22 protein-coding genes are annotated in these 26,118 nt (G+C 45.8%); 8 read left to right on the forward strand and 14 right to left on the reverse strand.

From position 1 onward, the window contains the following. Positions 1–2: 2 nt before the first annotated feature. Complete coding sequence (locus ACUXV2_RS16395) at positions 3–413, reverse strand: DoxX family protein (protein WP_446244219.1); 411 nt, start codon at positions 411–413, stop codon at positions 3–5. 146 nt (positions 414–559) lie between these two features. On the opposite strand from ACUXV2_RS16395, the gene ACUXV2_RS16400 reads away from it, so the two are divergent. Next, complete coding sequence (locus ACUXV2_RS16400) at positions 560–874, forward strand: winged helix-turn-helix transcriptional regulator (RefSeq protein WP_446244220.1); 315 nt, start codon at positions 560–562, stop codon at positions 872–874. A 349-nt stretch (positions 875–1,223) separates the two neighbouring features. Here the strand turns inward: ACUXV2_RS16400 and ACUXV2_RS16405 are convergent, their stop codons facing one another. Then, on the reverse strand, positions 1,224–1,379 hold the full coding sequence (locus tag ACUXV2_RS16405) for a DUF1540 domain-containing protein (protein ID WP_446244221.1): 156 nt from the start codon (positions 1,377–1,379) through the stop codon (positions 1,224–1,226). 156 nt (positions 1,380–1,535) lie between these two features. Here ACUXV2_RS16405 and ACUXV2_RS16410 point away from each other — a divergent pair, with 156 nt between their 5' ends. Together ACUXV2_RS16410 and ACUXV2_RS16415 are read left to right on the forward strand one after the other, a co-directional pair. Further along, positions 1,536–1,799, forward strand: coding sequence for a hypothetical protein (locus tag ACUXV2_RS16410; protein ID WP_446244222.1), 264 nt, complete (start codon positions 1,536–1,538; stop codon positions 1,797–1,799). Positions 1,800–1,923: 124 nt separating this feature from the next. Beyond that, positions 1,924–2,679, forward strand: a complete 756-nt coding sequence (locus ACUXV2_RS16415; protein ID WP_446244223.1) for a sugar phosphate isomerase/epimerase family protein — start codon at positions 1,924–1,926, stop codon at positions 2,677–2,679. Between the two features lie 44 nt (positions 2,680–2,723). Here the strand turns inward: ACUXV2_RS16415 and ACUXV2_RS16420 are convergent, their stop codons facing one another. The 7 genes from ACUXV2_RS16420 to ACUXV2_RS16450 all read right to left on the reverse strand — a co-directional run bounded on the left by ACUXV2_RS16420 (position 2,724) and on the right by ACUXV2_RS16450 (position 12,446). Next, positions 2,724–3,956 (reverse strand): aspartate kinase, encoded by a 1,233-nt coding sequence (locus ACUXV2_RS16420; RefSeq protein ID WP_446244224.1) that lies wholly within the window; start codon positions 3,954–3,956, stop codon positions 2,724–2,726. 88 nt (positions 3,957–4,044) lie between these two features. Next, positions 4,045–5,856, reverse strand: coding sequence for an IucA/IucC family protein (locus ACUXV2_RS16425; RefSeq protein WP_446244225.1), 1,812 nt, complete (start codon positions 5,854–5,856; stop codon positions 4,045–4,047). Positions 5,857–5,897: 41 nt separating this feature from the next. Continuing rightward, positions 5,898–7,235, reverse strand: coding sequence for a lysine N(6)-hydroxylase/L-ornithine N(5)-oxygenase family protein (locus tag ACUXV2_RS16430; RefSeq protein WP_446244226.1), 1,338 nt, complete (start codon positions 7,233–7,235; stop codon positions 5,898–5,900). Beyond that, positions 7,232–7,762 carry a GNAT family N-acetyltransferase gene (locus ACUXV2_RS16435; protein ID WP_446247097.1) on the reverse strand — a complete coding sequence of 177 codons (531 nt, stop codon included), beginning with the start codon at positions 7,760–7,762 and terminating at the stop codon, positions 7,232–7,234. The genes ACUXV2_RS16430 and ACUXV2_RS16435 overlap by 4 nt, the downstream gene beginning before the upstream one ends. A gap of 16 nt (positions 7,763–7,778) precedes the next feature. Further along, positions 7,779–9,539 (reverse strand): IucA/IucC family protein, encoded by a 1,761-nt coding sequence (locus ACUXV2_RS16440; RefSeq protein WP_446247098.1) that lies wholly within the window; start codon positions 9,537–9,539, stop codon positions 7,779–7,781. A gap of 28 nt (positions 9,540–9,567) precedes the next feature. Then, a complete protein-coding gene (locus ACUXV2_RS16445; RefSeq protein WP_446244227.1) occupies positions 9,568–11,091 on the reverse strand; it encodes a pyridoxal phosphate-dependent decarboxylase family protein in 1,524 nt (507 codons plus the stop codon). A 5-nt stretch (positions 11,092–11,096) separates the two neighbouring features. Continuing rightward, a complete protein-coding gene (locus ACUXV2_RS16450) occupies positions 11,097–12,446 on the reverse strand; it encodes a diaminobutyrate--2-oxoglutarate transaminase (protein ID WP_446244228.1) in 1,350 nt (449 codons plus the stop codon). A gap of 398 nt (positions 12,447–12,844) precedes the next feature. Here ACUXV2_RS16450 and ACUXV2_RS16455 point away from each other — a divergent pair, with 398 nt between their 5' ends. Continuing rightward, on the forward strand, positions 12,845–14,050 hold the full coding sequence (locus tag ACUXV2_RS16455) for an MFS transporter (protein WP_446244229.1): 1,206 nt from the start codon (positions 12,845–12,847) through the stop codon (positions 14,048–14,050). 131 nt (positions 14,051–14,181) lie between these two features. Here ACUXV2_RS16455 and ACUXV2_RS16460 read toward each other — a convergent pair whose 3' ends face one another. Next, on the reverse strand, positions 14,182–15,384 hold the full coding sequence (locus tag ACUXV2_RS16460) for an MFS transporter (RefSeq protein ID WP_446244230.1): 1,203 nt from the start codon (positions 15,382–15,384) through the stop codon (positions 14,182–14,184). Between the two features lie 182 nt (positions 15,385–15,566). On the opposite strand from ACUXV2_RS16460, the gene ACUXV2_RS16465 reads away from it, so the two are divergent. After that, on the forward strand, positions 15,567–16,001 hold the full coding sequence (locus ACUXV2_RS16465; RefSeq protein ID WP_446244231.1) for a MarR family winged helix-turn-helix transcriptional regulator: 435 nt from the start codon (positions 15,567–15,569) through the stop codon (positions 15,999–16,001). 169 nt (positions 16,002–16,170) lie between these two features. Beyond that, on the forward strand, positions 16,171–17,154 hold the full coding sequence (gene guaC / locus ACUXV2_RS16470) for a GMP reductase (RefSeq protein WP_446244232.1): 984 nt from the start codon (positions 16,171–16,173) through the stop codon (positions 17,152–17,154). A 59-nt stretch (positions 17,155–17,213) separates the two neighbouring features. On the opposite strand, the gene ACUXV2_RS16475 is transcribed toward guaC, so the two are convergent. Then, complete coding sequence (locus ACUXV2_RS16475; protein ID WP_446244233.1) at positions 17,214–18,083, reverse strand: cation diffusion facilitator family transporter; 870 nt, start codon at positions 18,081–18,083, stop codon at positions 17,214–17,216. A 305-nt stretch (positions 18,084–18,388) separates the two neighbouring features. On the opposite strand from ACUXV2_RS16475, the gene ACUXV2_RS16480 reads away from it, so the two are divergent. Beyond that, positions 18,389–18,757: a cytochrome-c oxidase gene (locus ACUXV2_RS16480; RefSeq protein ID WP_446244234.1), complete on the forward strand. Its 369-nt coding sequence runs from the start codon at positions 18,389–18,391 to the stop codon at positions 18,755–18,757. Positions 18,758–18,847: 90 nt separating this feature from the next. Here ACUXV2_RS16480 and ACUXV2_RS16485 read toward each other — a convergent pair whose 3' ends face one another. Beyond that, positions 18,848–19,723: a TetR/AcrR family transcriptional regulator gene (locus ACUXV2_RS16485; RefSeq protein WP_446244235.1), complete on the reverse strand. Its 876-nt coding sequence runs from the start codon at positions 19,721–19,723 to the stop codon at positions 18,848–18,850. A gap of 268 nt (positions 19,724–19,991) precedes the next feature. Here ACUXV2_RS16485 and ACUXV2_RS16490 point away from each other — a divergent pair, with 268 nt between their 5' ends. Continuing rightward, positions 19,992–23,063 (forward strand): efflux RND transporter permease subunit, encoded by a 3,072-nt coding sequence (locus ACUXV2_RS16490; protein WP_446244236.1) that lies wholly within the window; start codon positions 19,992–19,994, stop codon positions 23,061–23,063. Positions 23,064–23,308: 245 nt separating this feature from the next. Here ACUXV2_RS16490 and ACUXV2_RS16495 read toward each other — a convergent pair whose 3' ends face one another. Then, entirely contained in the window at positions 23,309–24,289 is a 981-nt protein-coding gene (locus ACUXV2_RS16495; RefSeq protein ID WP_446244237.1) for an NERD domain-containing protein, read from the reverse strand. A 378-nt stretch (positions 24,290–24,667) separates the two neighbouring features. Next, a complete protein-coding gene (locus tag ACUXV2_RS16500) occupies positions 24,668–26,038 on the reverse strand; it encodes a VWA domain-containing protein (protein ID WP_446244238.1) in 1,371 nt (456 codons plus the stop codon). Positions 26,039–26,118 lie beyond the last annotated feature (80 nt).

Raw genomic sequence — 26,118 nt, forward strand, 5'->3', positions numbered from 1 at the left:
CTTTATGATTGACTTATGTTCGAATGAAAAATCTTGGAATCCAATGAAAAGGACGCCGTTTTATCAAAAATGAAATATATAGACATCACGAGAAGTGCCAGGTCAAGCTCGTAGCCAGCAGATTGACCATTCCCCAAAAAACCGGAAGCAAGCTTCACCTTCATGATTGCCCCAATCATAATGATAGCAAACAGTGCAGCTGCCACTCTTGTTCCAAACCCAAGAATCATCGCGATTCCTCCAATCAATTCAATCAGTGCCACCGCGTATGCAGAATATCCCGGCAGTCCCAACGACTCGAAGAAGCCCGCGGTATTTTCAATACCTCCTTGAAACTTTGCCAAACCATGAATGAAAAACGTTAACCCTAATACAAACCTTAAAAGCAATGCCCCTATTTGTTGAGAATTCATTAATTGCATCTCCCTGCCTGTTTTTTATTCAAGTCATCCAGTTACTTTATGTAACTTATATTATTTTAGTAACTTATTTTTGTCAAGTAACTAATTTATATTTAATTATTACTTGTGTTATACTAATGATATAAGGAGTGATCCAGATGAATACATCCGAAATATGCCCGCGATTCGAAAAAGCAATCGGCATCCTGAGCCAGCGGTGGACCGCTCTCATCATCTATCAGTTGCTCTCCGGCCCTCAGCGGAACTGCACCATCAAAGAGGGCATCGGCATTAGCGGAAGACTCTTATCCGAACGCCTTAAGGATTTAGAAGAAGAAGGCATTGTCCAGCGAAAAGTATATCCCGAAACGCCGGTGAGAATTGAATACTCCCTCACAGAAAAAGGTTATTCACTAGAACCGCTGATGAAAAATATTGAAAAATGGTCTCAGGAATGGATAGAAAAGAATTGATTTAACTCGTCATTTTACGGTGGCGGGTTTTTATTTTGATTTGTGGTGGGTTTGTTTGATCAGATGGGTGAGATCGCAGGTTGTTTTTTTGTACCGGTGTTTGTAAGGTTGAGGGATATTAGGAGTCATATAAGGAGCGGTTTTGAATAGGATTTTCTCATTACTTATTACCACAAGACTGCAGATAGGAATAGGTTTAATCTTCTCTTTTCAATAACATACCCTATCCCACGAATAAGAATGATAATTATTATCAATACTATCTAAAAACAAGACAACCACGCCAATGGTTGCCTGCCGGAACTTCATTCAAATATAAAGGAGTCCCAAATTTCATTTATCAGGTTGATTACATACCAGGTTCAAACGTCTTACAATCCGTTTCTTCACTGTTATGAGCTTTGTTCCCCTTGTGGCTCACGACGAAGATTTGGTCGGCTGAGCATTGTTTGCCTTCTTTATTGTATTTGCAGTTGCTTACTTCACATAGTACATCTTGTGCCATGTTACTTCACCTCCTCAGTTATCATTAGAATTCACTATTTTTCATCTGTTCATACCTTGGGGTGTTAAAATCCTATACCCTGTTGTTCGCTATCATAACCATCCCATTGCAGCATATAATCAGAAAAGATACAGATATGCAAAAGGAGGATGTGTGATGGAGCAGAGACGTTTGTATCATGTTCAAAATCTTGCTTTTGAAATCATGGATGAAATGAACGCCGGCAGCAGGCTTGATAATAGTGTTGACCTTAAGCATGTCGTTGATCATTTGTCGAGGGCAATAGGGAGTCTGGCAGATCCTTCGGGTACGTATTCATTGGACTATGTGGAGGAGAAAATTGCTGCGGCCCATTATTCTGTTTTTCAAAATGAAAAGAAGCTTGCGTGTTTGAAGATTAAATCACCGGCCGTAAAATAGGAGATCCTGCCCAAACCGTTTGCACCGCTGCAGCCGATTTGGGCAGGTTTTTCAATTTTGCCAAAGGATTTCTGCCTTCCGTTCAGAAGTTTATAAAGAGAACAAGAAAGGCAGGTTACATAAAATGAATCAAATTCCCATTGCGCTGCAGATGTACACGTTGCGTTACGAAGCCGACCGCGATTTTACAGGTACATTAGAAAAGGTCGCCCAGCTTGGTTACGATGGCGTGGAGCTTGCAGGTTACGGTGATTTAACAGTGGAAGAAGTAAGACGGGTGCTTGATGACCTCGGGCTGAAGGCAGCCTCTAGTCACGTCGCGCTTTCTGAATTAAGAGCAGATGTGGGTAAAGTCATACATGGTCAAAAAGTATTAGGCTCCAGATTTGTGGTTTGTCCATATCTCGAGCCTGAAGAAAGAACAGAAAAGGACTATTTCAGATTGATTGACGATTTGAATGAGGTCGGTGAAAAATGTGCAGCTGAAGGCATCACACTTTGTTATCACAATCATGATTTTGAATTGACTGCGCTAAGCGATGGACGCTCAGCTTTGGAGACAATCCTCCAGGAAACAAACCCGGATTGGGTAATGGCGGAATTTGATATGTACTGGCTGACTTATGCCGGTGAAAAGCCGGTCGAATGGCTGGAACGATTCAGGGACCGCTCGCCGCTTGTTCATTTAAAGGATATGACCACGGATGGGGAACGCTTTTTTGCAGTACTCGGAACCGGCGGGGTCGACCTTGAATCGGTGCTGGAGTTCGGAAACGGGGGCGGCATCGATTGGTGGATTGTCGAGCAGGATGAGTGCAGGAATCCTCCTATTGAAAGTGTCCAGAGGAGCTTGGAGTATTTAAAGAAAAGAGGATACTAAAATAAAGAAAGGAAACTTCCCTGATGCAGGAAGTTTCCTTTTTTTCAATGGATTGCAACAACTTTTCTCATTTCCGGGACATCCAGTCCAAACGCAGTATGCAAAAGCTCAGCGGCCCTGTGCATGTCTCGCTGTTTCACAGCAGCCGTGACACTTCCGGGTGAGTCCTCGATGAGCTTGAAATCGATGCGGGCTGCAGCCAGTTCTCTGGCGGCTTTCCCCTGGATGACAGGATGTGTACGGATGTTGCTTCCGATGACCGCCACCTTTGCCAGATCCTTCTCTGTAGTGAATCGGTCAAACTTGAGCTGCTCTTTTTTTTCTGAAATGAGTTCCAGTGATTCCTGCAGGTCACCGTGTTGAAGGAGCAGTGTCAACTCTATTTCCTGTGTACTTTTGAAAAAGTCACACTCGATGTTCCGGGTGGCAAGCACCGAAGAGATAGCTGACTGCTCCCTACTAAAATCTGCCAATCCACTGATGGTTATGCTTGTTCTTTCACCTTGAAAGACGATTCCGATGACAGGGTATCTGTCTGACCGTTTGGAGGAATGATTGATGAACGTTCCCCTTTCTTTTGTCAGGCTGGAACGGACCACCATCGGGATCCCATGTTTTTTCGCGTGTTTAACGGATCTTGGGTGCAGGACACCCGCTCCTCTGGCTGCCAGGTTCAACATATCATCGTACGTCAGGGATGAAATTTTTGCTGCTTTCTTGATATAACGGGGATCGGAAGTGTACACGCCATCGACATCCGTATAGATATCGCAGCGTTCCGCCCCCAGCTGGGCTGCGAGTGCGGCTGCGGTCGTGTCAGAGCCGCCCCTGCCCAATGTAGAGATATACCCTTCATCGGTTACGCCTTGAAAACCTGCCACCACAACGATTTTCCCTGCATCGAGCTCCCGTAATATCGGCTTGGAATCGATCGTTTTGATTTTGGCGTTTCCGTGAACAGAATCTGTGTGGATGCCTGCCTGTCCGCCTGTGAAAGAAATCGATTTCGATCCTTTTTCCTGGAGGGCCATGGACAGGAGAGCAATCGTCACCTGCTCTCCTGTTGACAGGAGCATATCCATTTCTCTTTTTTGAGGCTGTAAGGATACTTCGCTTGCAAGCCTTGTCAGTGTATCCGTCGTATCCCCCATGGCTGAAACGACCACGACGACTTCATTTCCCTTATTTTTTTCTTCAATCACCCTTGAAGCCATCCGTTTGATGTTTGAAGCAGAACCAACTGAGGTCCCGCCGAATTTCTGTACGATAATACTCATATATGCTAAACCTTCTTTCTTGAGGATCTGGTGCTGATCCGTTTTGATCTCCTGCTGCCCGAACTATGTTGGCGGCTGCTTTTACTTTTTAAACCGTTTCTTTTACCTTGAATAACGCCAGCGCATTATTCACTTTCCCGAATTCTGAAGCATGCGGACGGTCGTCGCCTGTTGAGTATCCGTAATCCACCATGCGGTTGCGGTTCAGGCAAAGCTTTGTCAGCTGTGGCTTAAAGAAATCAAATAGTTTGAAACGCTCCTTTAATTGAGGGAATCGGTCCTGATAATCCTGGATGGACTGTGCCAGCTGGCCCCAGAATGTCTCTTCCTCCATCAGTTCATGGTTGACGAGAATATTGCTCAAATAGCGCAGGTGGCAGATGAACAATCCCGTGAAAATGAACTGAGTCAATCCTTCAGGCGGCTCGCTTCTCAGCACCTCTTTGAATTCTTTCGATAAGCCCCTGAGTTCAGGGAAGTCCTGATCTGAAATATTGACGTCATCGACAAAGTCTTTGATCGCTAACCGGTGTGGAACGGAATCCTTCAGGACGACGATTGTATTCTGACCGTGCGGCGAGAATACTGTCCCGTATTGATACAGGTAATGAAGCAGCGGATCCATGACTACCTTGAAGAACGTCTTCATCCATTCGTCCGCCTGAAGTCCGGAGTCTTCGATCAAACTCTGCACGTATGGTTTACCGGCATGATCTTCATATAGAAGCGCTGCAAGAGTGATGGCCTGCTCGCCTTCATCAAGATACGTATAAATGCTTTCCCGCCAAATCGTCCCGAGCATCTCAAGATATTGATAAGGAGCCTGTTTCATCCCGGTATAATAACGATGATCGACGTTCATGCTTGCGTTCTCTCCCGGCAGGATGACGCGGCATTCGTCTTTCAGGAATGTGTCTTTGTCAGCAATGCCTTTGATGAGTTCTGTCACCTGCGGGGCAATCAGTGTCCGTTCAGAAGGCAGACCTCTGTATACCAGGGTATTGAGGATGCTCATCGGAAGCTTGACGTGATGCTTCTCTTTGTTCGACGTATTCACAAATGTCCGGATCGACTGCTGAGGAAGATAGCTGTCGTCTCCTTCTCCCAAAGGAATGATCGATTTAACGGCAAGCTCTTCCGGGAAGTTCTGAATCAGGACATTCTTCCACTGCCATTCGTGCACCGGCATGAAGAAATACTCTGCAGGATCGGCACCGTGTTCTTTCACGATTTTTTCAAAAGACGATCTTTCTGTTTGGGACAGTTCCGAAGCAAGCAAGTCTTCATATTTCACCCCATCGATTGATTGGAAAGAAGCAATGTCTTTTGCAACAGCAATCCAGGAAAGGCGGATTTCCTTCCCATGTTCGGGTGCATAGCGGAGATAATCGTCGTACCCGAAGCCGATGCGACCCTTGTTGTATGTAATCCACGGGTGTCCTGTCATGAAGCCCTCAAGCTCGGCATAATCGACGTGGATAAGTTCGTCTGATGACATCGATTCTTTTTCGAGCAGATGGGCATCGGCAATCAAGGTCGCGTTCAATTCTTTGATCAGGTGTCCTACCGTCTCGGGTGACATCGGGATGAGCCCCTGAAGATCGACCAACAGCTCAATGGCGCTCTCCGCCGGCTTCGTTTCGCCGCCTTCTATGATGTCAATCGTGTCCCACTTCACATCGAAGCTGTCAAAGAATCGTTTCTCAGCGTGGAAGCGATACTGTTTGTCCTTTGAAATCTCTAAGGAATAGGTAATGATCTTTCCATCCTCCATTAATTCGCTAGGATCGATCATATCTTCGTACATATACTCCGATAACATCTTTGCAATCAGTTTGAGGTTGACCTTATTCCAATTGTCTTTGTTCAATACCTTTTGTACGTCGCTGACAAATTGCATCGTAACCCTTCTTTCTGTCTATTATTTTTAAAAACGTTTCGTTACGTTGTAACCGGTGATTTTGAAACCTTCTCCACGCCAAACGTCTGAAACACATTCTTTGTCTGAACGGAATATACTTCCCGTCCGGCCAATTGATTGATGATGACTGCATTCCGGTGTGCCCCGAGCCCAAGGTCCGGTGCGCCGACGCCGTGCGTGTGCATCTCCCCGTTTTGAATGAAGATGCTGCCAGCATCGCCGATGAAAGTCTCCAGGCGGTAATCCTTTGTTATCTTGAATCTGCCTCCGTCATCATATGCCAGGTCATCCTTCATGTCCGACAGGAACGACGGCACCGCTGTTTTGTAACCTGTCCCGAAGATGACGACATCGGTGTCTTGAGTGAATCCTTCTTCTTTAATTTGGTGATACCCGCTGAGAGAGAAACCGCGGCCGCTGGCTTCAATACCGGTGATTTCGGTCATCGCCTGCAGGGAGATCGGAGGGTAGTCACTTCCGATCGAGCGCTCGTACAGATACTCATAGATCTCTGCGATCGTGTCGGCGCTGATCCCTTTATACAAGAGGTCCTGATCCTTCAAGAGAGTATCCTTCTTTTCCTGCGGCAGGCTGTAAAAGAAATCCGTGTAGTCCGGTGAGAAGTATTCAAGGCCGAGTTTGGAATATTCCATCGGGAAGAATCCTTTCGAACGGGTGAACCAGTTCAGGGTGAATCCGCTCACCTCCTGTTCTTTCGCCACATCCAGGAATACTTCGGCGGCACTTTGACCGGATCCGATGACCGTTACCGAGCGTGCCTCTTTACAGAGCTCTTTCTTCTCCAGATACTCTGAAGAATGGAAGACGCTGCTTCCGAGATGTTCTTTGAAATGTTCCGGTACAGAGGGAACAGAACCGATCCCCATCACGAGATGCCGCGTCACGAACCGCTCTTCAGTGTTCGTCGCGTCATTCCAGACGGATACCTCGTAGCCGCGCCCGCCGTCTTCTAGTTCAATCGGCTGGACCCGCTCCACTTCCACTCCGTAGCAGCACTGCGTGAGCTGATCGGAGACCCATCGGCAATAATGGTTGTATTCTTTTCTCGGAATATGGAACTTTTCAAGAAAATAAAAGTGATACAGCCGGTTGTGAGCCTGCAGATAGTTGAGGAAGCTGTATTTGCTTCTGACATCGGCCATCGAGACGAGGTCCGCGAAAAACGGCACCTGCAGGGTCGTCCCGTCGATCAGCATGCCTTTATGCCAATTGAATTCCGATTTTTTCTCGAGGAACAGTGCCTTCATATCAGGCACTTCATCAAGCAAGGCCGCCAAACCTAAGTTAAAGGGACCGATCCCGATGCCGATCACGTCATAGATTTCATTGTTGTTCATGGCGTCCACCTCTTTTCGAATTCTTCGCGCTCACATGTCATGAGCAGTCCGGTTTTATCCGGAAGTACAATCGGTTCGATGCTCTTGAAGCCGCATTTTGTAAACACATGGATCATTTTTTCATTCCGGATATCGGGTTCCGCCATGACTTTCTCTGTTCGTTCATCCTGGAATTGGAACCTGACCATTTCTCTTAAAAGAGGCAAAGAGTACCCTTTTCCTAAAAATTCTTTATCACCGATCAACAGATGGACACCTTGATCATGAGGAGAGGCATCATACGTTTTTTCCAGCACATCTCCCTTGACCCAATAGGCTTCCCAATAGCTTATCGGCACATCATCCAAACACCCGATGTAAAGGGTATGGTGATCATCGTTCAATGCTTTTTTCAAATGTTCCTTGAACTTCACAAGAGGGATGTTGAGATGCCAGAACGGGTGGACATGTTCCTCCGTCATCCAGGAATGGATCATTTCCACATCACGTTCAAACTCCACTTTCCTAAAAGAAATCTTCTTTCCGATATCTTCATCAAAAAACTCATAGTGCATGGAGGATCTCCACCTCTCCCGCAATCGGGTTCTTCACCATCGTATAGACGGATTGCGACTCCATTGGTCCGACAAGCTCGTCCATGTCATAGAAACGGGTCAGGAGGTTGGCTTTGCATGGAAGCACCGGTTGATACAACAGACTGCTGAGAAGATCTGAAGGCATATTTTCTTCGTGCTGCTTCAGACGTTCCTTCAATACGGAGATCAGCTCCCCTTCCTCGATTAGGCCGCTGACTCCAAAGCCGTTAATGAGACCGAACAAATGATTAAAGAAGAAGTAATATCTCAGGCGCTCCTCCGCTACATCATCCGCACAGATCGTGTCGCTCAAAGTATTTAGTTCAGGCAGCAGCTCCATCAATTTGCCCGCTTTCGTTTCGCTGTAGTAGTACCCTTGGTTGTCGCGGTAATAGAATGTTTCAGGGTAGCCGGCCACGAGCTTGATGACCGAGTTCTGCTGATGGGCCTCAAGCGCGATACCATATTTGTTAAACAGCCAGATCAACGGGTCGAGTGTCAGATCCAGGTATCGGTTGAACCAGTCGATGCTGACTTCTTGCACCGATCGGCTTTCGCGGTCTGAGATCCCTTTGATGATGCTGTGGAGCCTTGGTTTTCCACCGTAGGCATGATCCTGGCACAGTCCTGCGATCAGGCTGACATTATTGCTATTTTCATAGAAAGGATTGTCGCGGATCACGACTTCAAAGCCTGAGAGTTCAGTGTCGAACACAAGATTCAGGTAAGCTGGATCCTCTAAAATCCGAAAGTTGGGAAAATTCCGCTTTATATTTTGTCCTACCTCAGTCTCGAGAAGTCTCGAAACTTCCACTCCCCTTGCAAGCTCTTTCGCCTGGTTGATGCGGAGGGAGTTTGTGATTTTGACAGGTACAGAGAATTTATACATATATTTAGAGTCTTTGCAGTACACACTTCTGAATGATGAGGTACCCGTAAACTTCTTGCCGACAGGACCTATATACGCAAGCGAACCATTTGCGAGCCTTGTCTGTACTTCCGTCTGCTCCATCAGTTGTTTCACTTGGAGCGGATGAACGGGGATCAGTACTCTCTCATCTTTTTCAATGAGCTCGCTCAGCCAGTCCTGATCGACTTCGGCGTCATTCTGCAATTCTTCAAAAATAATAGAAGCGGCAGACAGCAGACGGCTGGAATCCTGGAGCACCATTGATTTTTCCGCTGCAAAATAGTGGAGCTGGAACTCTCCCTTACGCTCGGGTGAATACGCAGCATCCTCCGTTTCCGTCAGTCCCTGTTTGCTTTTCGGGGTCGGATGAAGCAGATGCCCGAATATAAGGGACTGCTCTGCTTCGATGAATTCAAAGTCTTCTTGTGAAAGAGCTTCTTCGTCTTCCACGCGATCCTCGAGATACGTTTTGATGCTGCGGCAGCTGAGGATGACACGGTACATGAGTTCATCCTCGGCTCCCCTGAAGCTTTTATCCAATAAGAATTCTTTCACGATGAGTGACGTCAGCGTGATATAATCCAACGGCTGCAGGTCTTCGCTGCCAGCGGTGCGATAAAAGATCGGAAAAGAAAATAAATGGCGGTCAGTTTCAGACCAGTATGTCAATCCGGCCACCAATTCGATTTTCTGAAGGATCAGTTTAGAGACGAACACTTTTTCCAACCCTGCAGTTGAGAATAAAGGGTGTTCCTTTAACTCGGGTGCCTCTTCAAAATTCCCGGTCTCCCTTAAATAACAATTCAAAAAGCTTTGCATCGTCGCGTTTTCGGCTAATTGCTTCGTGTCATACACGGGCCAAACCTCCGTTCATTAGTTGAGTTGCAGTCTTTTCTATTTCATCCATCAGCTCGTGGATATCTTTTTCACTTGTTCTTGGGTTCAGGAGAGTCAGCTTCAAGAAGGTACTACCATCAACGGTTGTCTTTGCGATGACTCCTTTTCCTTCATGCAGGAGCGACTGCTGGATCGCCCTGTTCAATTCATCAAGGTCCGTGCTGCAATCCGACGGCTGATAACGGAAAATAATTGTATTGATTTCAGGGTGTATATTTTTAAGCTCGATGGTTTCAAGGCCTGTCAGGTATTCTGCTGTATACCGGGCAAGCTCGATCGTGTGATCAATCATGTTTCCAAAGGTTTCGGTCCCCACTGTCTTGAGCGACAGATACAGCTTCAATGCATCAAACCGTCTGGTCGTGGATGTCGATTTCGTCACGAGATTCACGATTCCGTCATCTTCATCTTTTACAGGGTTCAAATAATCCGCATGATGGGAAAGGCATCGGAAATGCCGGCGGTCTTTTACCATGAACGCCCCGCAGCTGACAGGCTGATAGAATAATTTGTGAAAATCGATGGTCATCGAGTCCGCCTTTTCAAGCCCTTCAAGCTTATTGCTGTGAGAATGACTGAGGAGCAATCCTCCCCCGAAAGCTGCGTCCACATGGAACCAAAGGCCATTTTCTTTTGAGATGGAAGCAAGTTCAGGCAATGGATCGATGCTTCCGAAATCTGTGGTTCCGCATGTTGCAACGAGGGCGAATGGCAGCATGCCGTCTTCCTTAAGTCTGTCCAGGGTACTCTGTACATCGTTCAGGCACATGCGATGGTGCTCGTCCGTTTTCACCCTGATAACAGCCTGTTCACCCAGCCCGAGCTGAGAAGCTGACTTTTTCACGGTAAAATGGGCCTCCTCCGAACAAAGAATGCGCAGTCGATGAAAATCTGCCGGCAACCCCTGCTTCTGTACGTTATGGTTCCATTGGATATGACAGAAGGAATCCCTGGCAAGCAGCAGCCCCATATAATTGGATTGTGTACCACCGCTCGTGAACACACCGTCTGACGTTTCAGGATAACCCGCCGTTTCCTTCAGCCATTTCACCATTCCTTCTTCAACATAGGTAGCCGCTGTACTTTGATCCCAGGAGTCCATCGACTGGTTCAACGTGCCGATGATGCACTCCCCGATGATCCCCGGGAGAAGCGGCGGACAATGCAGATGAGCCATGCTCTTTTCATGTGAGATATGAAGACTGTTCTTTAAAATGGGTCCATCAAGTTCATCCAGGACTTCCTGAATCGGACGGCCATCCGCGGAAAAATTCATGATCCCAGCGATTTCCTTCTCGATTGAAGCAGGTGGCTTTCCGATGAAAGGCCGTTCCGTATCGGCATAAACTTCCTTCAGTTTTCTGCTTACTTGTTCCAATCCTTTTTCAAAAGCGGTGAGCCCTTCTTTCCCCTGATGAAGAAAGAAGGAGTCAAACGCCGTTTTTTTATCTTTTAACATCATGCTTGTGGTCATGTGGACTACCTCACCACTGAAACTGTGACAGCTTCTTTGAAGATGGCGAAGACTTTATCCAGTTGCTCCCCCGTAATGATGAGTGGCGGAAGGAATCGGACGACCGCTCCATGTCTGCCTCCCACTTCAAGGATCAAACCCCGCTTGAAGCACTCCTGTTGGATTCGGCTTGCGATTTCAGGATTTGCCGGATGGCTCCCGGAAGTTGACTGCGGCAGGGAAGGGTCCACCATTTCGACGCCTATCATCAAGCCTCTTCCTCTCACGTCACCGATTTCAGGAAACTCGTCTTGAAGTCCGCTTAACGACTGAAGGAGTCTTTGTCCCATTTCATCAGCGTGCTGTACCAAATTATTTTCCTTGATGTATTTCAGGGTCGCCGTACCCGCTGCCATCGCCATCTGATTTCCGCGGAAGGTTCCGATATGCGCCCCAGGTTCCCAACAGTCCAGGTCTTTGTCATAAACGACCACTGATAACGGAAGACTGCCGCCGATTGCTTTCGAAAGGACAAATACATCCGGTACGATTCCTGCATGCTCGAATGAGAATAATTTCCCTGTGCGCCCGATCCCCGTCTGCACTTCGTCGATGATGAGAGGGATGCCTCTTTCTTCCGTGATCCGTCTCATTTCCTGCAGCCACTCGATCGGTGCCGGAACCGAACCTCCTTCACCCTGGACCGTTTCTAAAATCATTGCAGCCGGCGGGAGAATTCCGCTTTCAGGGTCATCAAGCAAGTTCTCGATATAACGTGCCGAGATGCGGTGGCTTTCTTCTCCCCCGACCCCGAACGGACAGCGGTACGTGTATGGGTACGGAAGAAAGTGAGTGTCAGGCATGAGTCCGCCCACATTTTTCTTCGGACTCAGATTCCCCGAGATGGCCATCGTTCCGTGCGTGGCACCGTGATATCCTCCCTGGAAGGTAAGGATGCTTTGTCTGCCGGTTGCGGTTTTGACCAATTTCAACGCAGCCTCGATGGCATCACCGCCGGTCGGCCCGCAAAATTGGACTTTTGCCCGGTCACGGATTCCCTCCGGCAGGGATGAGAATAACTCATTGACGAATTCTTCTTTCACAGGTGTTGTAAGATCTAATGTATGTAATGGTCGTTTATCGCGGATCACTTGCTCCATGGCCTCAATTACGGCTGGGTGATTGTGTCCGAGCGCCAAAGTGCCGGCTCCAGCCAGGCAGTCGTAATATTTCTTGCCTTCCATATCGGTTACATGGATTCCCTCTGCTTCACTGATGGCAAGAGGAATCCTTCTCGGATAGGACCTTGCATTCGATTCACGCTTCTCCTGCTGACTTAATAATTCTTTATTTGAAGTTAATGTTTGAACTGTCATTCGTCATCTTCCTTTCTGTGATTGCTTCCATTTCGCTTTCATCGTCATGTTAATTGATAATGATTATCAATGTCAATAAATAATTGATAACCGTTCTCAATCACTTCCAACCCCCTTGGTTCAATTGTCATACCATCATTTCATTGCATTCACATTCACCTATATTGTGATAGCACCAGCTTTTTGCGGAAGATTCGCGTGAACTAACACCGGCTGTATAATCGCAATTTCTTCACAAAAGTATCCATACACTTTTGTGTAAAAAGGGAAATTCGACCTAGAGGGGTCAGCATGATCATGAGTAAAAAATTCCTGGGATAAAACTATTTCAAACCTTCTCTCTTCGTAGTATATTTAGGGTATCGAAATAGTTTAGTACGTGATGGGAGCTGCACAACATGTGGAAAAACAAAAATGTTTGGATTTTATTGATAGGTGAATTTGTGGCAGGCCTTGGCCTCTGGCTAGGGATTATCGGAAATCTGGAGTTTATGCAGGAGAAGGTGCCTTCGGATTTTCTTAAGTCGCTGATTCTGGCTTCCGGTCTCCTTGCCGGACTGGCTGTCGGCCCCCTGGCGGGAAAATTGACGGATCAGGTAAAGAAGAAAAAAGTGATGCTGGTCTCTGGTTTCACGCGCGCGCTGAGCGTCATATTCATGCTGATCGCCATTGAAACAGGTTCTGTTCTGTGGATGATTGTTTTCCTTGTAAGCATCCAGATCTCAGCAGCCTTTTATTTTCCCGCTCTTCAAGCTGCCATTCCCATGGTGGTCAAAGAGAAGGATTTATTGCAGATGAATGGCGTGCATATGAATGTAGCCACGCTTTCAAGGATCTTAGGCACTGCACTTGCAGGCATCCTCCTGGTCGTCATGTCTTTATCGATGCTTTATGTATTGTCGCTGGCAGCATATATCGTATTGTTTATCATGACATGGTTCTTGTCGTTTGATGAAAAGTCAATTTCTCCTGCCGTCAAAGGACAGAAAGCGAATGGTACCAGTTTCAAAGAGGTCTTCCCTATCATCAAAGGGCTCCCCATTGTACTGATGACCCTGATTTTGACGCTTGTTCCCCTGCTGTTCATCGGCGGGTTTAATCTCATGGTCATCAATATCAGTGAGCTTCAGGACAGCTCTGCGATCAAAGGGTGGATTTATACGGCTGAAGGAATTGCTTTTATGACCGGTGCGTTTTTTGTGAAGAAAATGGGTGATTTGATGTCGCCATATAGAATACTGTTCGTCTTTTCCTTTGTCATCGGGGTTTCACAGCTTCTGCTTTATTTTGCGGACAATCCAGTCATGTCGGTTGTTTCATTTGCCATCTTCGGTTTTGCGGTGGGATGTTTCTTCCCGACGGCTGCAACCATCTTCCAGACCAGGATGCCCAAGGAATTTCACGGCCGCTTCTTCTCATTCCGGAACATGCTGGACCGCTTGATTTTCCAGGTGGTTCTGCTCATTACGGGCTTACTGTTAGACCTTGTTGGCTTACAGATCATGACAGTTTTATTTGGGGGCCTGTCCCTGATCATGACCGGGCTTTTTTATTCAAAATATCGTCAGCTGAAAGATAGCGTGCTGGCTGAACAAGCAAGTTGAGCTTACAGTCATTCCACCTGTTGATTGAGTCAACCGGGGAGTGCGAAGTCTTGCACGAAAATCAACAGTCGTGTGCAAAAATAAAAAAATCTGCCCCATATCGGTTATTTGAACCGATGGGGCAGATTTTTTTATTGCTCCACAACTTCTACATTACGGGACTCATTTTTATGAGAATGACCTGAGACGAATTTATAAATAAAGATGGTCACCAGCACAACCAGACTCGAAATCAAGTAAAGGCTTGTAAATCCAAATCCTGCAGAAATCATTCCCAGAATGACGGAACCGGCGGCGATTCCAAAATCATAGAAAATAAAGAAGGTGGCTGTTGAGTGACTGGTTCTTTCCCTCGATGCAGATTGGATCGCCATCGTTTGATAGCTCGGCAGCAATGCTCCATAACCCAGCCCGATCAGTGCCCCGGCACTCAGCAAAAGAACGGTCGAATGCGTGACACTTAAAATGATGAGTCCTCCAGCAAAGATAAATAAAGACGGATATATGACCGAATCCGGTCCCTTTTGATCAAACAACCTTCCAGTATAAGGCCTTGATAACAGCATGGCTGCTGCAAAGACGACGAAAAACAAACTGACTGATTGAAAAAGGCCGACTGATTTGGCATAGACGGAAATGAACGACATGATGCCCGAATAAGCGAAAGCAGTCAGGAACCCTACCGAGGCAATCGGTACCGCTCTCACTTCAATCAGATCCTTCACCGTCAGCCGCTTGGCAGACTCCGGAAGCGAAGCAGCCGTTTCTTCCGTTTGAATACCGAATGTCAGGATGAAAGAAATCACCATCATGCCCGCCAAGAGAATAAACAATGCAGAGTAAGGGATAAATTGAACCAGTGCCAGGGAAAGGAATGGACCTGCTACAACGGCAAGGTTCATCGACATCGCGAAGTATCCCAGCCCCTCTCCCTTTCGGTGATCCGGAATCATATTGGCTGCTATCGCCACTAAGACGGTTGAAGCGATGCTGAACCAAATCCCGTGGAAGAAGCGCAATGCCATCAACAGATAGAAATCGCTTATCAGAAAATAGAAAAAGGAAGAAGCACCAAAGAGAAACACAGATATCATCAAGGTTTTCTTTTTCCCCAGTCTGTCGATGATTTTCCCTGAAAATGGCCGGACAATGATCGCCGACAACAAAAACATCGTCGTTACAAGGCCGGCCTGCGCTTCACTGCCTTGAAGTTCAGCCATCACATAGACCGGCAGTACGGTCAACAGCGAATAGAACACCAAAAAGACGAAGAAGTTATTTGATAGCGCCATCAGAAAAGGCTTCGTCCATATGCTGTTTGAAGTTTCTTTCATAAAAATCTCCTTTCTTTACAGACCTATTGTATATTCAAATAATTAGTTGTCATACTAATTATATACATGACAAAAACAAAAGTAAATATAGTTGTCATAACAAATAATATGAAATCGCTCTCATTTCCAGTGACTTTTGTAGTATGATAGAAGTAGACAAAATTCGTAGTAGGTGATACAGCATGCAAGATACTCGAGATGAATCAATCGGACTTTTTACCAGTAATACAGTCAAGAACATTATCCGTTTCTTATCTGTGAACATTAAGAACTTCGATATCACTCCCGAACAGTGGACCGTTCTGAAACGGCTCTCTGAAAATGACGGTATCAATCAAAAGGAATTGGCGATCAAAGCGGAAAAGGATCAGCCTACCGTGACGAGGATCCTCGATATCCTTGAGCGCAAAGAACTGATCATCAAGGAAAAAAACAAAGAGGATCGCCGCTCGTTCCTTCTGTTCATTACAGATAAAGGAAACGCGGTCAAAGAAGAACTATCCCCGGTGATCGAGAAGATATGGGAGGAGAAAATCCTTACCGGTATTTCTGAAGAAGAGCTGAACGTTTACCGGAATGTCCTTGTGAAAATGAACGAGAATATTGAAGAATCATGATGACGAAAGCGGTCCTGCAAACAGCAGGTCCGTTTTTTATTTTGTTGCACAGAAAAAAATTTCAGAAAATAATCTTTGACACCCTGGCAATAAATGTTGTATATTACGATAGGAACGAACATTTTTAAATAAGATTAACTTTAATATTCGTTTTTTAGGGGTGTTATTCATGGAAAATGTATTTGATTACGAAGATATTCAATTAATTCCTGCAAAATGTGTGGTAAACAGCCGTTCGGAATGTGACACGTCCATTGTGCTTGGCGGCCGTTCCTTCAAACTTCCAGTCGTTCCTGCAAATATGCAGACGATCATTGATGAAAAAATCGCTGTTTACTTGGCTGAAAATAATTATTTCTATATCATGCACCGTTTTGAACCTGAAAAGAGAAGAGATTTTATCAAAGATATGAACTCACGCGGTTTATACGCTTCGATCAGCGTGGGTGTGAAAGAGGAAGAATACACGTTTGTGGAACAGCTGGCAGAAGAAAAGCTGACTCCCGAATATATTACAATCGACATCGCACACGGCCATTCCAATGCCGTGATCAATATGATTCAGCATATCAAGAAACACCTTCCTGAAAGCTTTGTGATCGCCGGCAACGTCGGGACTCCAGAAGCAGTCAGAGAACTTGAGAATGCAGGAGCGGACGCGACTAAGGTCGGCATCGGCCCTGGTAAAGTATGCATCACAAAAATCAAAACAGGGTTCGGTACGGGAGGCTGGCAGCTGGCGGCACTTCGCTGGTGTGCTAAAGCTGCATCCAAGCCGATCATTGCAGACGGCGGAATCCGTACACACGGTGATGTCGCAAAGTCCATCCGTTTCGGCGCATCGATGGTCATGATCGGTTCATTGTTTGCAGGACACGAAGAATCTCCTGGTGAAACATTCGAGAAAGACGGCAAGCTCTTTAAAGAATACTTCGGTTCAGCGTCCGAATTCCAAAAAGGCGAAAAGAAAAACGTCGAAGGAAAGAAAATGTTCGTGGAACATAAAGGTTCGCTTGAAGATACATTGATCGAAATGGAACAGGATCTTCAGTCCTCCATCTCATATGCCGGAGGAACGAATCTTGACGCGATCCGTCATGTCGATTATGTAGTCGTGAAGAACTCCATTTTCAATGGGGATAAAGTATATTAAACAGTTCGAGGGACGGGCCTTTTTAAAGGCCCGTCCCTAATTGCGTTAATGGGATAAAGTCAGTTTGGTTCTACATGTACGTGGACATCGTAGATTTTGTAGTCTTCCTCCAGTTTTTTCTCTACTCTGGTGGAAATATCATGGGCAGCGTTGATATTCAAGGCAGGGTCCACCGTGATGACGATGTCGACGACAATGTTGTTGCCATAGCTTCTTGCCTTGATATCCTTAACCCCTTTTACACCTGAAGTTCTCGCAATCGTCTTTGTGTATTCTTGTATCATCTGTTGATCGAATCCATCCGTCAGCTGGTGGGAAGCTTCACGAAATATCCCCCACGCAGTTTTACAGATAAGGATCCCCACGATGATAGCGGTAAACGGATCAAGCCAGGGCATGTTAAATTGGGAGCCTATTATACCGATCACGGTTCCTATACTGACCCATGAATCCGAGAGATTGTCCTTTGCAGCAGCCATGACGGATTGACTTTTGATCTTCAACGCAAGGTTTTTATTATAGCGGTAAACGAAGTACATCACGAACGCCGAAAACATTCCGGTCCAAGCTGCAATCATATCCGGCGGATGTGTTTGCTCTTCGAATAGTGAAGTGACTGCACCTGCCAAAACTTGTACTCCCACAACAGCCATGATGAAAGACGCAATCATGGAAGCAATCATCTCTGACTTCCAATGTCCGTAAAGATGGTCTTCATCGGCAGGCTTTTGAGATAATCTTAACCCGATCAAAACGGCAACTGAAGCCAGGATATCTGTCGTATTATTCAAGCCATCAGCTTTCAAAGCTTCCGACCCGCTCACATTCCCAATCAATAGCTTTAAAATGGATAAACATATATAAGCGATGATACTGATGATTGCCCCGCGCTCACCCAGCTTTAAATCGGAATATCTTTTATCATCCAATATTCTAACCTCCAAACAACTGCTAGAACATTTTAACAAGCGGCATGCGTGTGGGTCTATGGCAACCTTTTTATATGTATCCATGTAAATCACTTGAAGTAAAAAGAGTTGCGCTTGGGAAACCCCTTCGTTTTCTCTATTGCCGGGAATTACAGGAATTACCCTCTTCCTCCTTTTATACGCCGCCCATGATACATTTATACATTCCTGCTTAGAGCTTTTCGCCACCCCCATATGCCGTCAGTGACTTTTGGTCTATACTCTTTTTCCCATTCATATATTTTTCTAGAAAAGGAGGGATTTAATTGGGCATCAAGTTAATCAAGATTTCAGTCGTTTACTTTATGATCGGCGTATTATTCGGACTTTATATGTCCATGACACATGATTACAGCTTCACTCCGGTCCATGTCCATATCAATCTATTAGGATGGACGGCCCTTACGCTGGCAGGCATCATTTATCACTTATTTCCGGCAGTGGCAGCGACAAAACTGGCAAAAGCACATTTCTGGCTCCATAATATCGGACTCCCGCTTATGATGGTCGGATTGATTGTCCTCATTTCCGGCAATGAAGGCATAATTCCTGTGATTGCTGCAGGCGGAGTGTTGACGACACTTGCAGTATTACTGTTCGGATATAATGTATTAACGAAATTGAAGGCTGAATAGTTTTAAGTATTTGTAAAATCAGCACAAAAAGTTCTATTAACTGACCATGAGATTGAACAGGCAAAAAAACAGCTGCTGCCTTAGCATCGACTATGGCAGCAGCTGTTTTTCCAATTCGGAGACTTCCTGTTTTAACCCGTCAACATCGGCGAGCAACCGGAACATCCCTCTGATGACCAATTCATCGGGTTTTGATTTCCGGCATTCTTCCGAGATCCTGTCGGCAATGTTTACATATTCGCCGGCTTCCTCACTTTTAAGTGAATGGATCTTCTCATAAAGATTCGTCCAGGCTTCTTCCCTTTTTTCAAATGAAATAAATGCTCCTTCACGGTCCATGTTGACAGAGAATGGCTTCATCATTTCATCATCCAGGAGAGGCGTGCTCTTCCCTTCGAAGAAGTCATTTGCGAGAATCATGATTTGCCTGACGATATGCTTCCCGAGTTCTGCAGGTCTGAGATCACTATCCGTTGAAATCAGGAGCATCATATAGGAAGAGTATATAGATTGGGTCATCCACATCAGATCCCATTTATATGGGGCGATCCTATCTCCATATAATCGCTGTAGATTATGCTGCAGCCAGCTGAATAACCGGCCGCGCATCCTATGCTCCATTTCGGCGAGCTTTTCGCTGTTTTTGGCGGTTTCTCCCCTCATATGCATCTTCATGTATGACTTATATTCCAAGATCCCTTCAAATTGAACTTGAAACTGTTTGGCCAATCGGTCTTCCGGAGACATGTTTCCGTCCAAGCCGACGACAAACGCGCGCTCGAAGACGAGCTGCTGATAATGTTCATAAATGGAGATGATTAAATCTTCCTTTGATTGAAAAAAAGAGTAAAGAGAACCTTTGGAGATCCCGATGCTGTCAGCGATCTGCTGCATCGAGGTCTGGTTATATCCATGTTCTGCAAACAGATCGACTGCTGCTTCTAATATTGCTTTACGTTTGTTCAACTATATCACCCTGATTTCTATCTGATATCCGGAGAATATTCATTTTAGCTTACATATAGTTCAGTTCGGTCAAAAACCATTTTAACATAGTTTTCTGACCTTCCATCCTCACTCTCGGGAAAAGCACATTATTTCTTGACTAAAATACCTTACCGTGAAAAAATGACTTACGAGTCAAAGAAACAAACACTATTATATCAATACATCAGCGTTTTAAACAAAACATTTTTGACCACTGAGTCAAACAACGGAACAGGAGGAATTTTAGATGATTCAAGCAATCTTGAAGCGATCGAAAATCATACTGATTTTTGTTCTGCTCTTTGCCATTATCGGGATTTTTACATTTTTTCAACTCCCCCAAAGGGAAATTCCCGAAACTGAAGTGAATATAGGGACGGTTTCAACGGTGTATCCAGGGGCAACCGTTGATACGGTCGAAAGGACCGTCACGAATCCGATTGAAAATTCCCTACAGTCGATTGACGGAATCAAGGAGCTTAATTCGTCATCTGCCGCCGGCTTCTCTACTATCATTGTAGAGGTCGAAGATGGCAAAGACAAAAAAGAAGTGTTCAGCGATGTGCGGCAGGCAGTTTCCGATGCTTCCTCAACGTTTCCGGAAGAGGTTTTCGACCCGGAGATCAATGAGTCCACGGTAAAAATGCCGATCGTTTCTTACCAGCTCACTAGCGAGAACCGTGAAAGCCTGCAAGAACTAAAAGAAGAAGTAGACCGTTGGAAAACGGAAATCGAAGAATTATCAGGAGTTTCAGGGGTTGCCGTCAAAGGGCTTCCTGAAGAACAGATCCTTATCGAACTCAATCTTCAAAACCTTAAAGAATCCGGCCTTAACGTATCAGATGTCATGACGGCGATTAACGATGAATACTATCCCACTCCCCTCGGGAAAGAAGAAATTGATGGCGAGGTCGTTCAGCTGACGGTCGATCATTACAAGACCATTGAAGAAATGAAAAATGTCTTCGTCGGCAAAGATCCCAGCGGCGAATCCGTCTTACTTGGGGATATAGCCGACGTGGAAATCTCACCTAAAGAATCCGAAGATATCATTACATTCGAAGGAAAACCTGCTGTTTCCTTCACTGCATTTGTTAAACAAGGCGAAGATATCCCTTCAGTGGATCAGCGGGTAAGCGACAAAGTGGAGGAACTCTCCGACAATCTGCCCGAAGTTGTGAAGCTGGTCCCATATTATTCACAGGCAAGCCTTGTGACTGATATATTCAAAGGTCTGTTCACATCATTGGCGATTTCTGTGCTTGCCGTCATCGTCACAACAGCGATCGGACTCACTGGATCCGGTGTTGTCGTTGTCGCTCTGGCAATTCCGATTTCGGTGCTTGCAGGTTTGATCCCCCTTCCATATGCAGGGGTGGACCTGAACCAGATTTCCGTGATCGGTGCCATCATCGCTCTCGGTATCCTCGTTGATGACTCGATCGTCATGAATGATAATATCCAGCGACGCTATAAACTCGGGGACAGTGCGCTGGCTGGCGCAGTGAACGGTGTAAAGGAAATATGGGTGTCAATCGTTACCTCTTCCCTCGCGATTGTGTTCACGTTCCTGCCTCTTGTCTTTTTATCAGGCGGCAACGGGGCATTCATCCGAGCGCTGCCGACCGTCTTAATCACGACGATTCTGGCTTCAACACTTGCTGCATTGGTATTCGTACCTGCGCTCCGCTATATGCTTTATAGTAAAACAAAGAAAAAAATATCCGACTCTCCCGGGTTGCTCGGGAAGCCGCTTGATAAAATGGCAGATTGGTATGCAGACGGGATTCTGCGAAGATTTTCCAAGAAGCCTTTGCTTACTGCCGTTCTTGGACTGGTATTTACAACAGCCATATTCGGACTGATCGCCTTTACACCGTTTGAATTCTTCCCATCTGCGGACCGTGAAGAAGTGACGATCGACGTCACACTTCCGATCGGAACGACGCTCGAGGAAACGTCGGATACGCTTGCAGAAATGGAAGACAGATTAAAAACCGATGAAGGAGTCTATGAAACCAGCGTATTTGCCGGAACAGGACTTCCGAATCTATTCAACAGCTCTCTCGATAATGCTGGAGAGAACACTGGTCAAATCGTGGCACGTGTCGATCGTGAGAACCAGACTGCTCAAGGTCTGATTGATGAATGGACGGAAAAGCTCCGCACCGAGTTCCCCGACGCAGTCGTTTTCATGGAAACGATCCAGCAGGGTCCTCCTGCAGGTGCACCTGTAACCGTGACCGTATCCGGTCCGGAAATGGAGAAATTGCTTGAACTGAGGGATTCACTGAAGGATGAAATCGGGAATCTCGAAACGAATCTTGTCGTTGATAATGTTGGAGAGCTATCTCCTGTCCAGGAATATGTCCCTGACCGGGAAGCACTGGAGGAAAACGGCATCACTGTCAAACAAATCAGCGAGCAGATCCGTCTCGCAACAGAAGGAATCCCGCTCAAAGCTTTCGATAACGGCGTCACGAAGCGCGACATGAACCTTGTACTAGACGGCAATGAAGGGGAAATCGACCTGTCTTCCTTGGAATTGCCGGCAGCCGGCGGACAGAATCCAGCCGGACCGCCTAAACTGGTTGGACTTGATGAATTGGTGACGGTTGAAAAGAAAGAAGAAATCCAGCAGATTCCTCACGTCGACGGAGAACGTGCCATCACGATACGTGCGTTCCCGGAGAATAAAGAAGGCTATGAAGAAAAAGTACAAGATATCGTAGATGACGCCAAGAAAGACATTGGCCCTGAGTACAGTGTGACCATCGGCGGTGAAAACGAAGCACAGGACAGCTTCTTCTCGGAAATCACCATCCTGTTCACAATCGTGATCTTCCTTGTTTACCTGCTGATCGCCCTGCAGTTCAATTCATTATCGATGCCTTTCCTTGTACTGGTTGCCGTTTATCTGGCCATTGCAGGAGCCATCCTTGGATTGTTCGTCACACAGACACCGATCTCTTTCCTTGCTGTCATGGGAATGGTGTCACTGACCGGGATTGTCGTCCGGAACTCGATCGTACTCATCGAATTTATCGAGCAGCGATTGGGTGACGGCATGAATGTAAAAGAAGCAGTCGTCGAAGCAGGACGCGCAAGACTGCGTCCAATCGTCCTGACTGCCATTACATCCATCGTCGCCTTGATCCCGGTTGCCGTCAGCGGAGACGCGCTCTTCACTCCACTCGCGGTCACCATCATATCAGGTATCGCCTTCTCGGTGATCCTGACGCTGCTGATCGTACCTGCTCTATACCTGGTATTTGACCGCTTTAGAGGAAAGAAGAGACAGCGGCATGCAGTAGAATAATGAAGTTTTGAGAGGACCGTCCCTCGCTGCGTTGGTGCAGTGGGGGGCGGTTTTTTTCGCTTGTTTAATGGATTGGTTTGGGTGCGTGAAGGACATTTCTTCTAGGAATGAAATAGCTCGGTTTTGCTGCAGGGTATCGCGTTCTTTTAGGAATGTAATTGCTGAGTTTCGCTGCTGTGAACTGTGATTCTTTTAGAATGTAATAGCTCGTTTTTTCCTTGATTAAACAGAGTTGGCAAAGGAATTTAATACAAATCTTTAATTAAGGGGTCAAGGGAATATCGCCTGTTCCTAGTGGTCCCGGACGATGGAAGATTCATTTGTGACAGCACTCTGGCTGCAGTGGAAAGGGATTGCAGGTTAGTAAAATATCTCATTTCTTTATTGGAGATAGTCATGTCGAGGAGCAGTGCATAGTCCGTTATAGCTTCTATATGGGCATCCTTTTTCTTCAAATGGCAAGTTGGACACCACCATGTTCCCTGGACCCTTTCCATCGAAAGGGAATGGCACCCGCTGCAATGGACACCTGGCAGGATATCTGATTTTGTAAGTTGATAGTGTGAGAGGACATCCGGGTCAGCTGGGATGTGGGACTTGATGAGCCGGTTCGCGATTCGGTTCAGTTCCTTTGCAGGCACCACGGGTCGGGTGTATTTTGCAGTCAGTTTCTTTATTTCATAGACGAGCCTCTCGCTGCGAATCAGCTTATCTAATACGAGTTGATGTTGAGAAGTATTTTTAATGAGAGTGTGGGAGTTTGTCAGAACGACTCGATATTCGATTGGAATGGCGGGGTGATTTTTTGTGAACAGCCAGTTCTCAAGTCTCTCCTTCTGTTTGTAAGTCTGGAGGATTGGATCGGGGAACACCTCGGTCGTTTCAAGCCTGGTCCGAATCATTTGATTGAAGTCCGTGTCAATATAGATTTCCCCTGCTATGTTTTTCACTTCCGCGATGAGAATGAAGTTGGTATGCAGGACGAGAGTATCAATTTGAAAGAAAAATGTTTTGTAAGAAAGGCGGAGATTGAATAGAATCACGTACTCCTTATCGGGGAGAAAGCTTAGGTGGTAGTTGAGGGACAGTTCCCCTTTATATCCTGCTTCAAGCTTCCTTAATTCTGCTTCGATTTCATGTCTTAACGGGTGATTGCGTATGATTCTTCTTAGTAGGGCATACAATTTGAAGATTTTGATTGGGGGGCTTGGCTTTTTCTTGATCAATTGACCACTCCTTTGGGTAATGTGGGTTTGAGACGGGGGTTTGAACGGAAATTAGAGGTACAATCTGGGGGGCGGGAGGGGTCTGAGGTGTGGAATCTTTCGGGAAAGACTGTTAATCTTTTAGTTTTGTGTGAAAATCTTCGAGTTTTCCCCACTTATCTTCGAGTTCTCCCCAATAATCTTTTAATTTCTGAATTAATTCCGCCACTTACCATATTATACCAACCCATAACCCGATACAAGCTTCATTTTTATCGTGTCAGAGCATACACCTCAATTATTAGCAGAAGATAACACGAAAAAACCCGCCCCTCACTGCCTCCAAACAGTAAAGGTCGGGCTTCTAACATTATCACTTACCTGCATTTATTGAAGAAATCAGTAATCATTCTTCTTATCGATCGTTTCATTTATTTTGTCGTTTCCTTCTTCCACATAATTGTTCCACTCTTCATTGCCGTTTTTCACCGATTCGTTCCAGAGTTCATTCCCCTTATCAACGATGTACTGCCACATGTCATTGTTTCGATCCACAATAAGTGAAAAGGTGTCGTTGATCGGATGGTCGTAATCATCATATTTCTCATCCAAGTATGCTTGTGCTTCTTTTAGTCTGTCTTTTTCCCTTGTCACTTTCTCTTTCATTTCTTCTTTCGTTTCATTTGCCAATTTCTTCTTTTCTTCCTTCTGGGCAAAAGCCTGTTCTTTACCGGCTTCCTTCCATTCGTACCATTCTTTCTGAAGTTCTTCGTACTGTTTCCTCATATAATCTTTGAGTTCTCTTTCAGAATCGACGTATTTGAATTCTCCGTTGCCGGCATCAGCCACGTCTTTCAGTAAAGCCTGCCCCTCGTTGTCTACATCGAATCCGATGATGTTGACAACGGTTTTCACCTTTTCATCCGACTCGCTCAGTTTTTTGGCGGCGGCAACAGGGTCTCCATCACATGTTTCTATTCCGTCGCTCACAACATATACCACTACTTCCTGAGCATCGGCAGGCAGATCTTTTTTAACCGAATGAAGAGCATTGGCGATCGGTGTCCAGCCTGCAGGCTTAAAGGTATTCAATGAATCTTTGAACTTCGATTCATCATAAGGGCCGTTATATACCGTTTCCGTGCTGCTGCATGACAGCTTCTTATCAGCGTCATCTCCGCTTCCCTTATGGCCGTAGACACCAAGTGAAACAGTCGATTGTTTCGGAACGAGTTTTGCAAAGTCCATGACCGCTTCTTTTGCAGCCTGCATCTTTGTTTTCCCTCCGACTTTGCCATTCATGCTTCCGCTTGAGTCCATTAAGATCGCAACATGCGTCTTCTTTAATTGAGGATTGTCAATTTCCCCGTCAGGCCTGTCTATTTTTACATCCACACTTGAATCGAACGTAAAGAATGTATCCATTCCTTCATGGTAGTCTTCTCCGAGTAAAAAAATCATCTCTTGTAAATATTGCTCTGCCGTTAAATCTTTGGGAAGTTTATCGAGCTCTTTCTGTACTTTCTCTTCATCATAATTGTCTCCGCTGAATTCCCCTGGTTTTCTTAACAGTTCCTTCTCTGTGTCGGTCAGCTCCCTGTCGATGGAGTCCAGTTCAACATACTCCACTTTCTTTTCTTGATAGCCTTCTTCTTTCTTTTCAGTTTCTTCAGCTGTAGCTTTGCTGCTGCTTTCTTCTTTTTTTCCGTTTTCCCCTGCCCCGCATCCGGCAAGAAAAATCACCGCAATCACGATCATCAGCTGCTTCATAGGTTTCCTCCTCATAATTATTTCCATATATTGTTACCCTGCTAATAAATGTAAATAAACACCTTTACTATTAAAACATG

The organism is Rossellomorea sp. NS-SX7, from assembly GCF_052828565.1.

Bases quoted from the DNA above. Each gene is read 5' to 3' on its own strand.
- ACUXV2_RS16395 (WP_446244219.1), bottom strand. From the start codon at position 413: ATGAATTCTCAACAAATAGGGGCATTGCTTTTAAGGTTTGTATTAGGG.
- ACUXV2_RS16400 (WP_446244220.1), top strand. From the start codon at position 560: ATGAATACATCCGAAATATGCCCGCGATTCGAAAAAGCAATCGGCATC.
- ACUXV2_RS16405 (WP_446244221.1), bottom strand. From the start codon at position 1,379: ATGGCACAAGATGTACTATGTGAAGTAAGCAACTGCAAATACAATAAA.
- ACUXV2_RS16410 (WP_446244222.1), top strand. From the start codon at position 1,536: ATGGAGCAGAGACGTTTGTATCATGTTCAAAATCTTGCTTTTGAAATC.
- ACUXV2_RS16415 (WP_446244223.1), top strand. From the start codon at position 1,924: ATGAATCAAATTCCCATTGCGCTGCAGATGTACACGTTGCGTTACGAA.
- ACUXV2_RS16420 (WP_446244224.1), bottom strand. From the start codon at position 3,956: ATGAGTATTATCGTACAGAAATTCGGCGGGACCTCAGTTGGTTCTGCT.
- ACUXV2_RS16425 (WP_446244225.1), bottom strand. From the start codon at position 5,856: ATGCAATTTGTCAGCGACGTACAAAAGGTATTGAACAAAGACAATTGG.
- ACUXV2_RS16430 (WP_446244226.1), bottom strand. From the start codon at position 7,235: ATGAACAACAATGAAATCTATGACGTGATCGGCATCGGGATCGGTCCC.
- ACUXV2_RS16440 (WP_446247098.1), bottom strand. From the start codon at position 9,539: ATGCAAAGCTTTTTGAATTGTTATTTAAGGGAGACCGGGAATTTTGAA.
- ACUXV2_RS16445 (WP_446244227.1), bottom strand. From the start codon at position 11,091: ATGACCACAAGCATGATGTTAAAAGATAAAAAAACGGCGTTTGACTCC.
- ACUXV2_RS16450 (WP_446244228.1), bottom strand. From the start codon at position 12,446: ATGACAGTTCAAACATTAACTTCAAATAAAGAATTATTAAGTCAGCAG.
- ACUXV2_RS16455 (WP_446244229.1), top strand. From the start codon at position 12,845: ATGTGGAAAAACAAAAATGTTTGGATTTTATTGATAGGTGAATTTGTG.
- ACUXV2_RS16460 (WP_446244230.1), bottom strand. From the start codon at position 15,384: ATGAAAGAAACTTCAAACAGCATATGGACGAAGCCTTTTCTGATGGCG.
- ACUXV2_RS16465 (WP_446244231.1), top strand. From the start codon at position 15,567: ATGCAAGATACTCGAGATGAATCAATCGGACTTTTTACCAGTAATACA.
- guaC (WP_446244232.1), top strand. From the start codon at position 16,171: ATGGAAAATGTATTTGATTACGAAGATATTCAATTAATTCCTGCAAAA.
- ACUXV2_RS16490 (WP_446244236.1), top strand. From the start codon at position 19,992: ATGATTCAAGCAATCTTGAAGCGATCGAAAATCATACTGATTTTTGTT.
- ACUXV2_RS16500 (WP_446244238.1), bottom strand. From the start codon at position 26,038: ATGAAGCAGCTGATGATCGTGATTGCGGTGATTTTTCTTGCCGGATGC.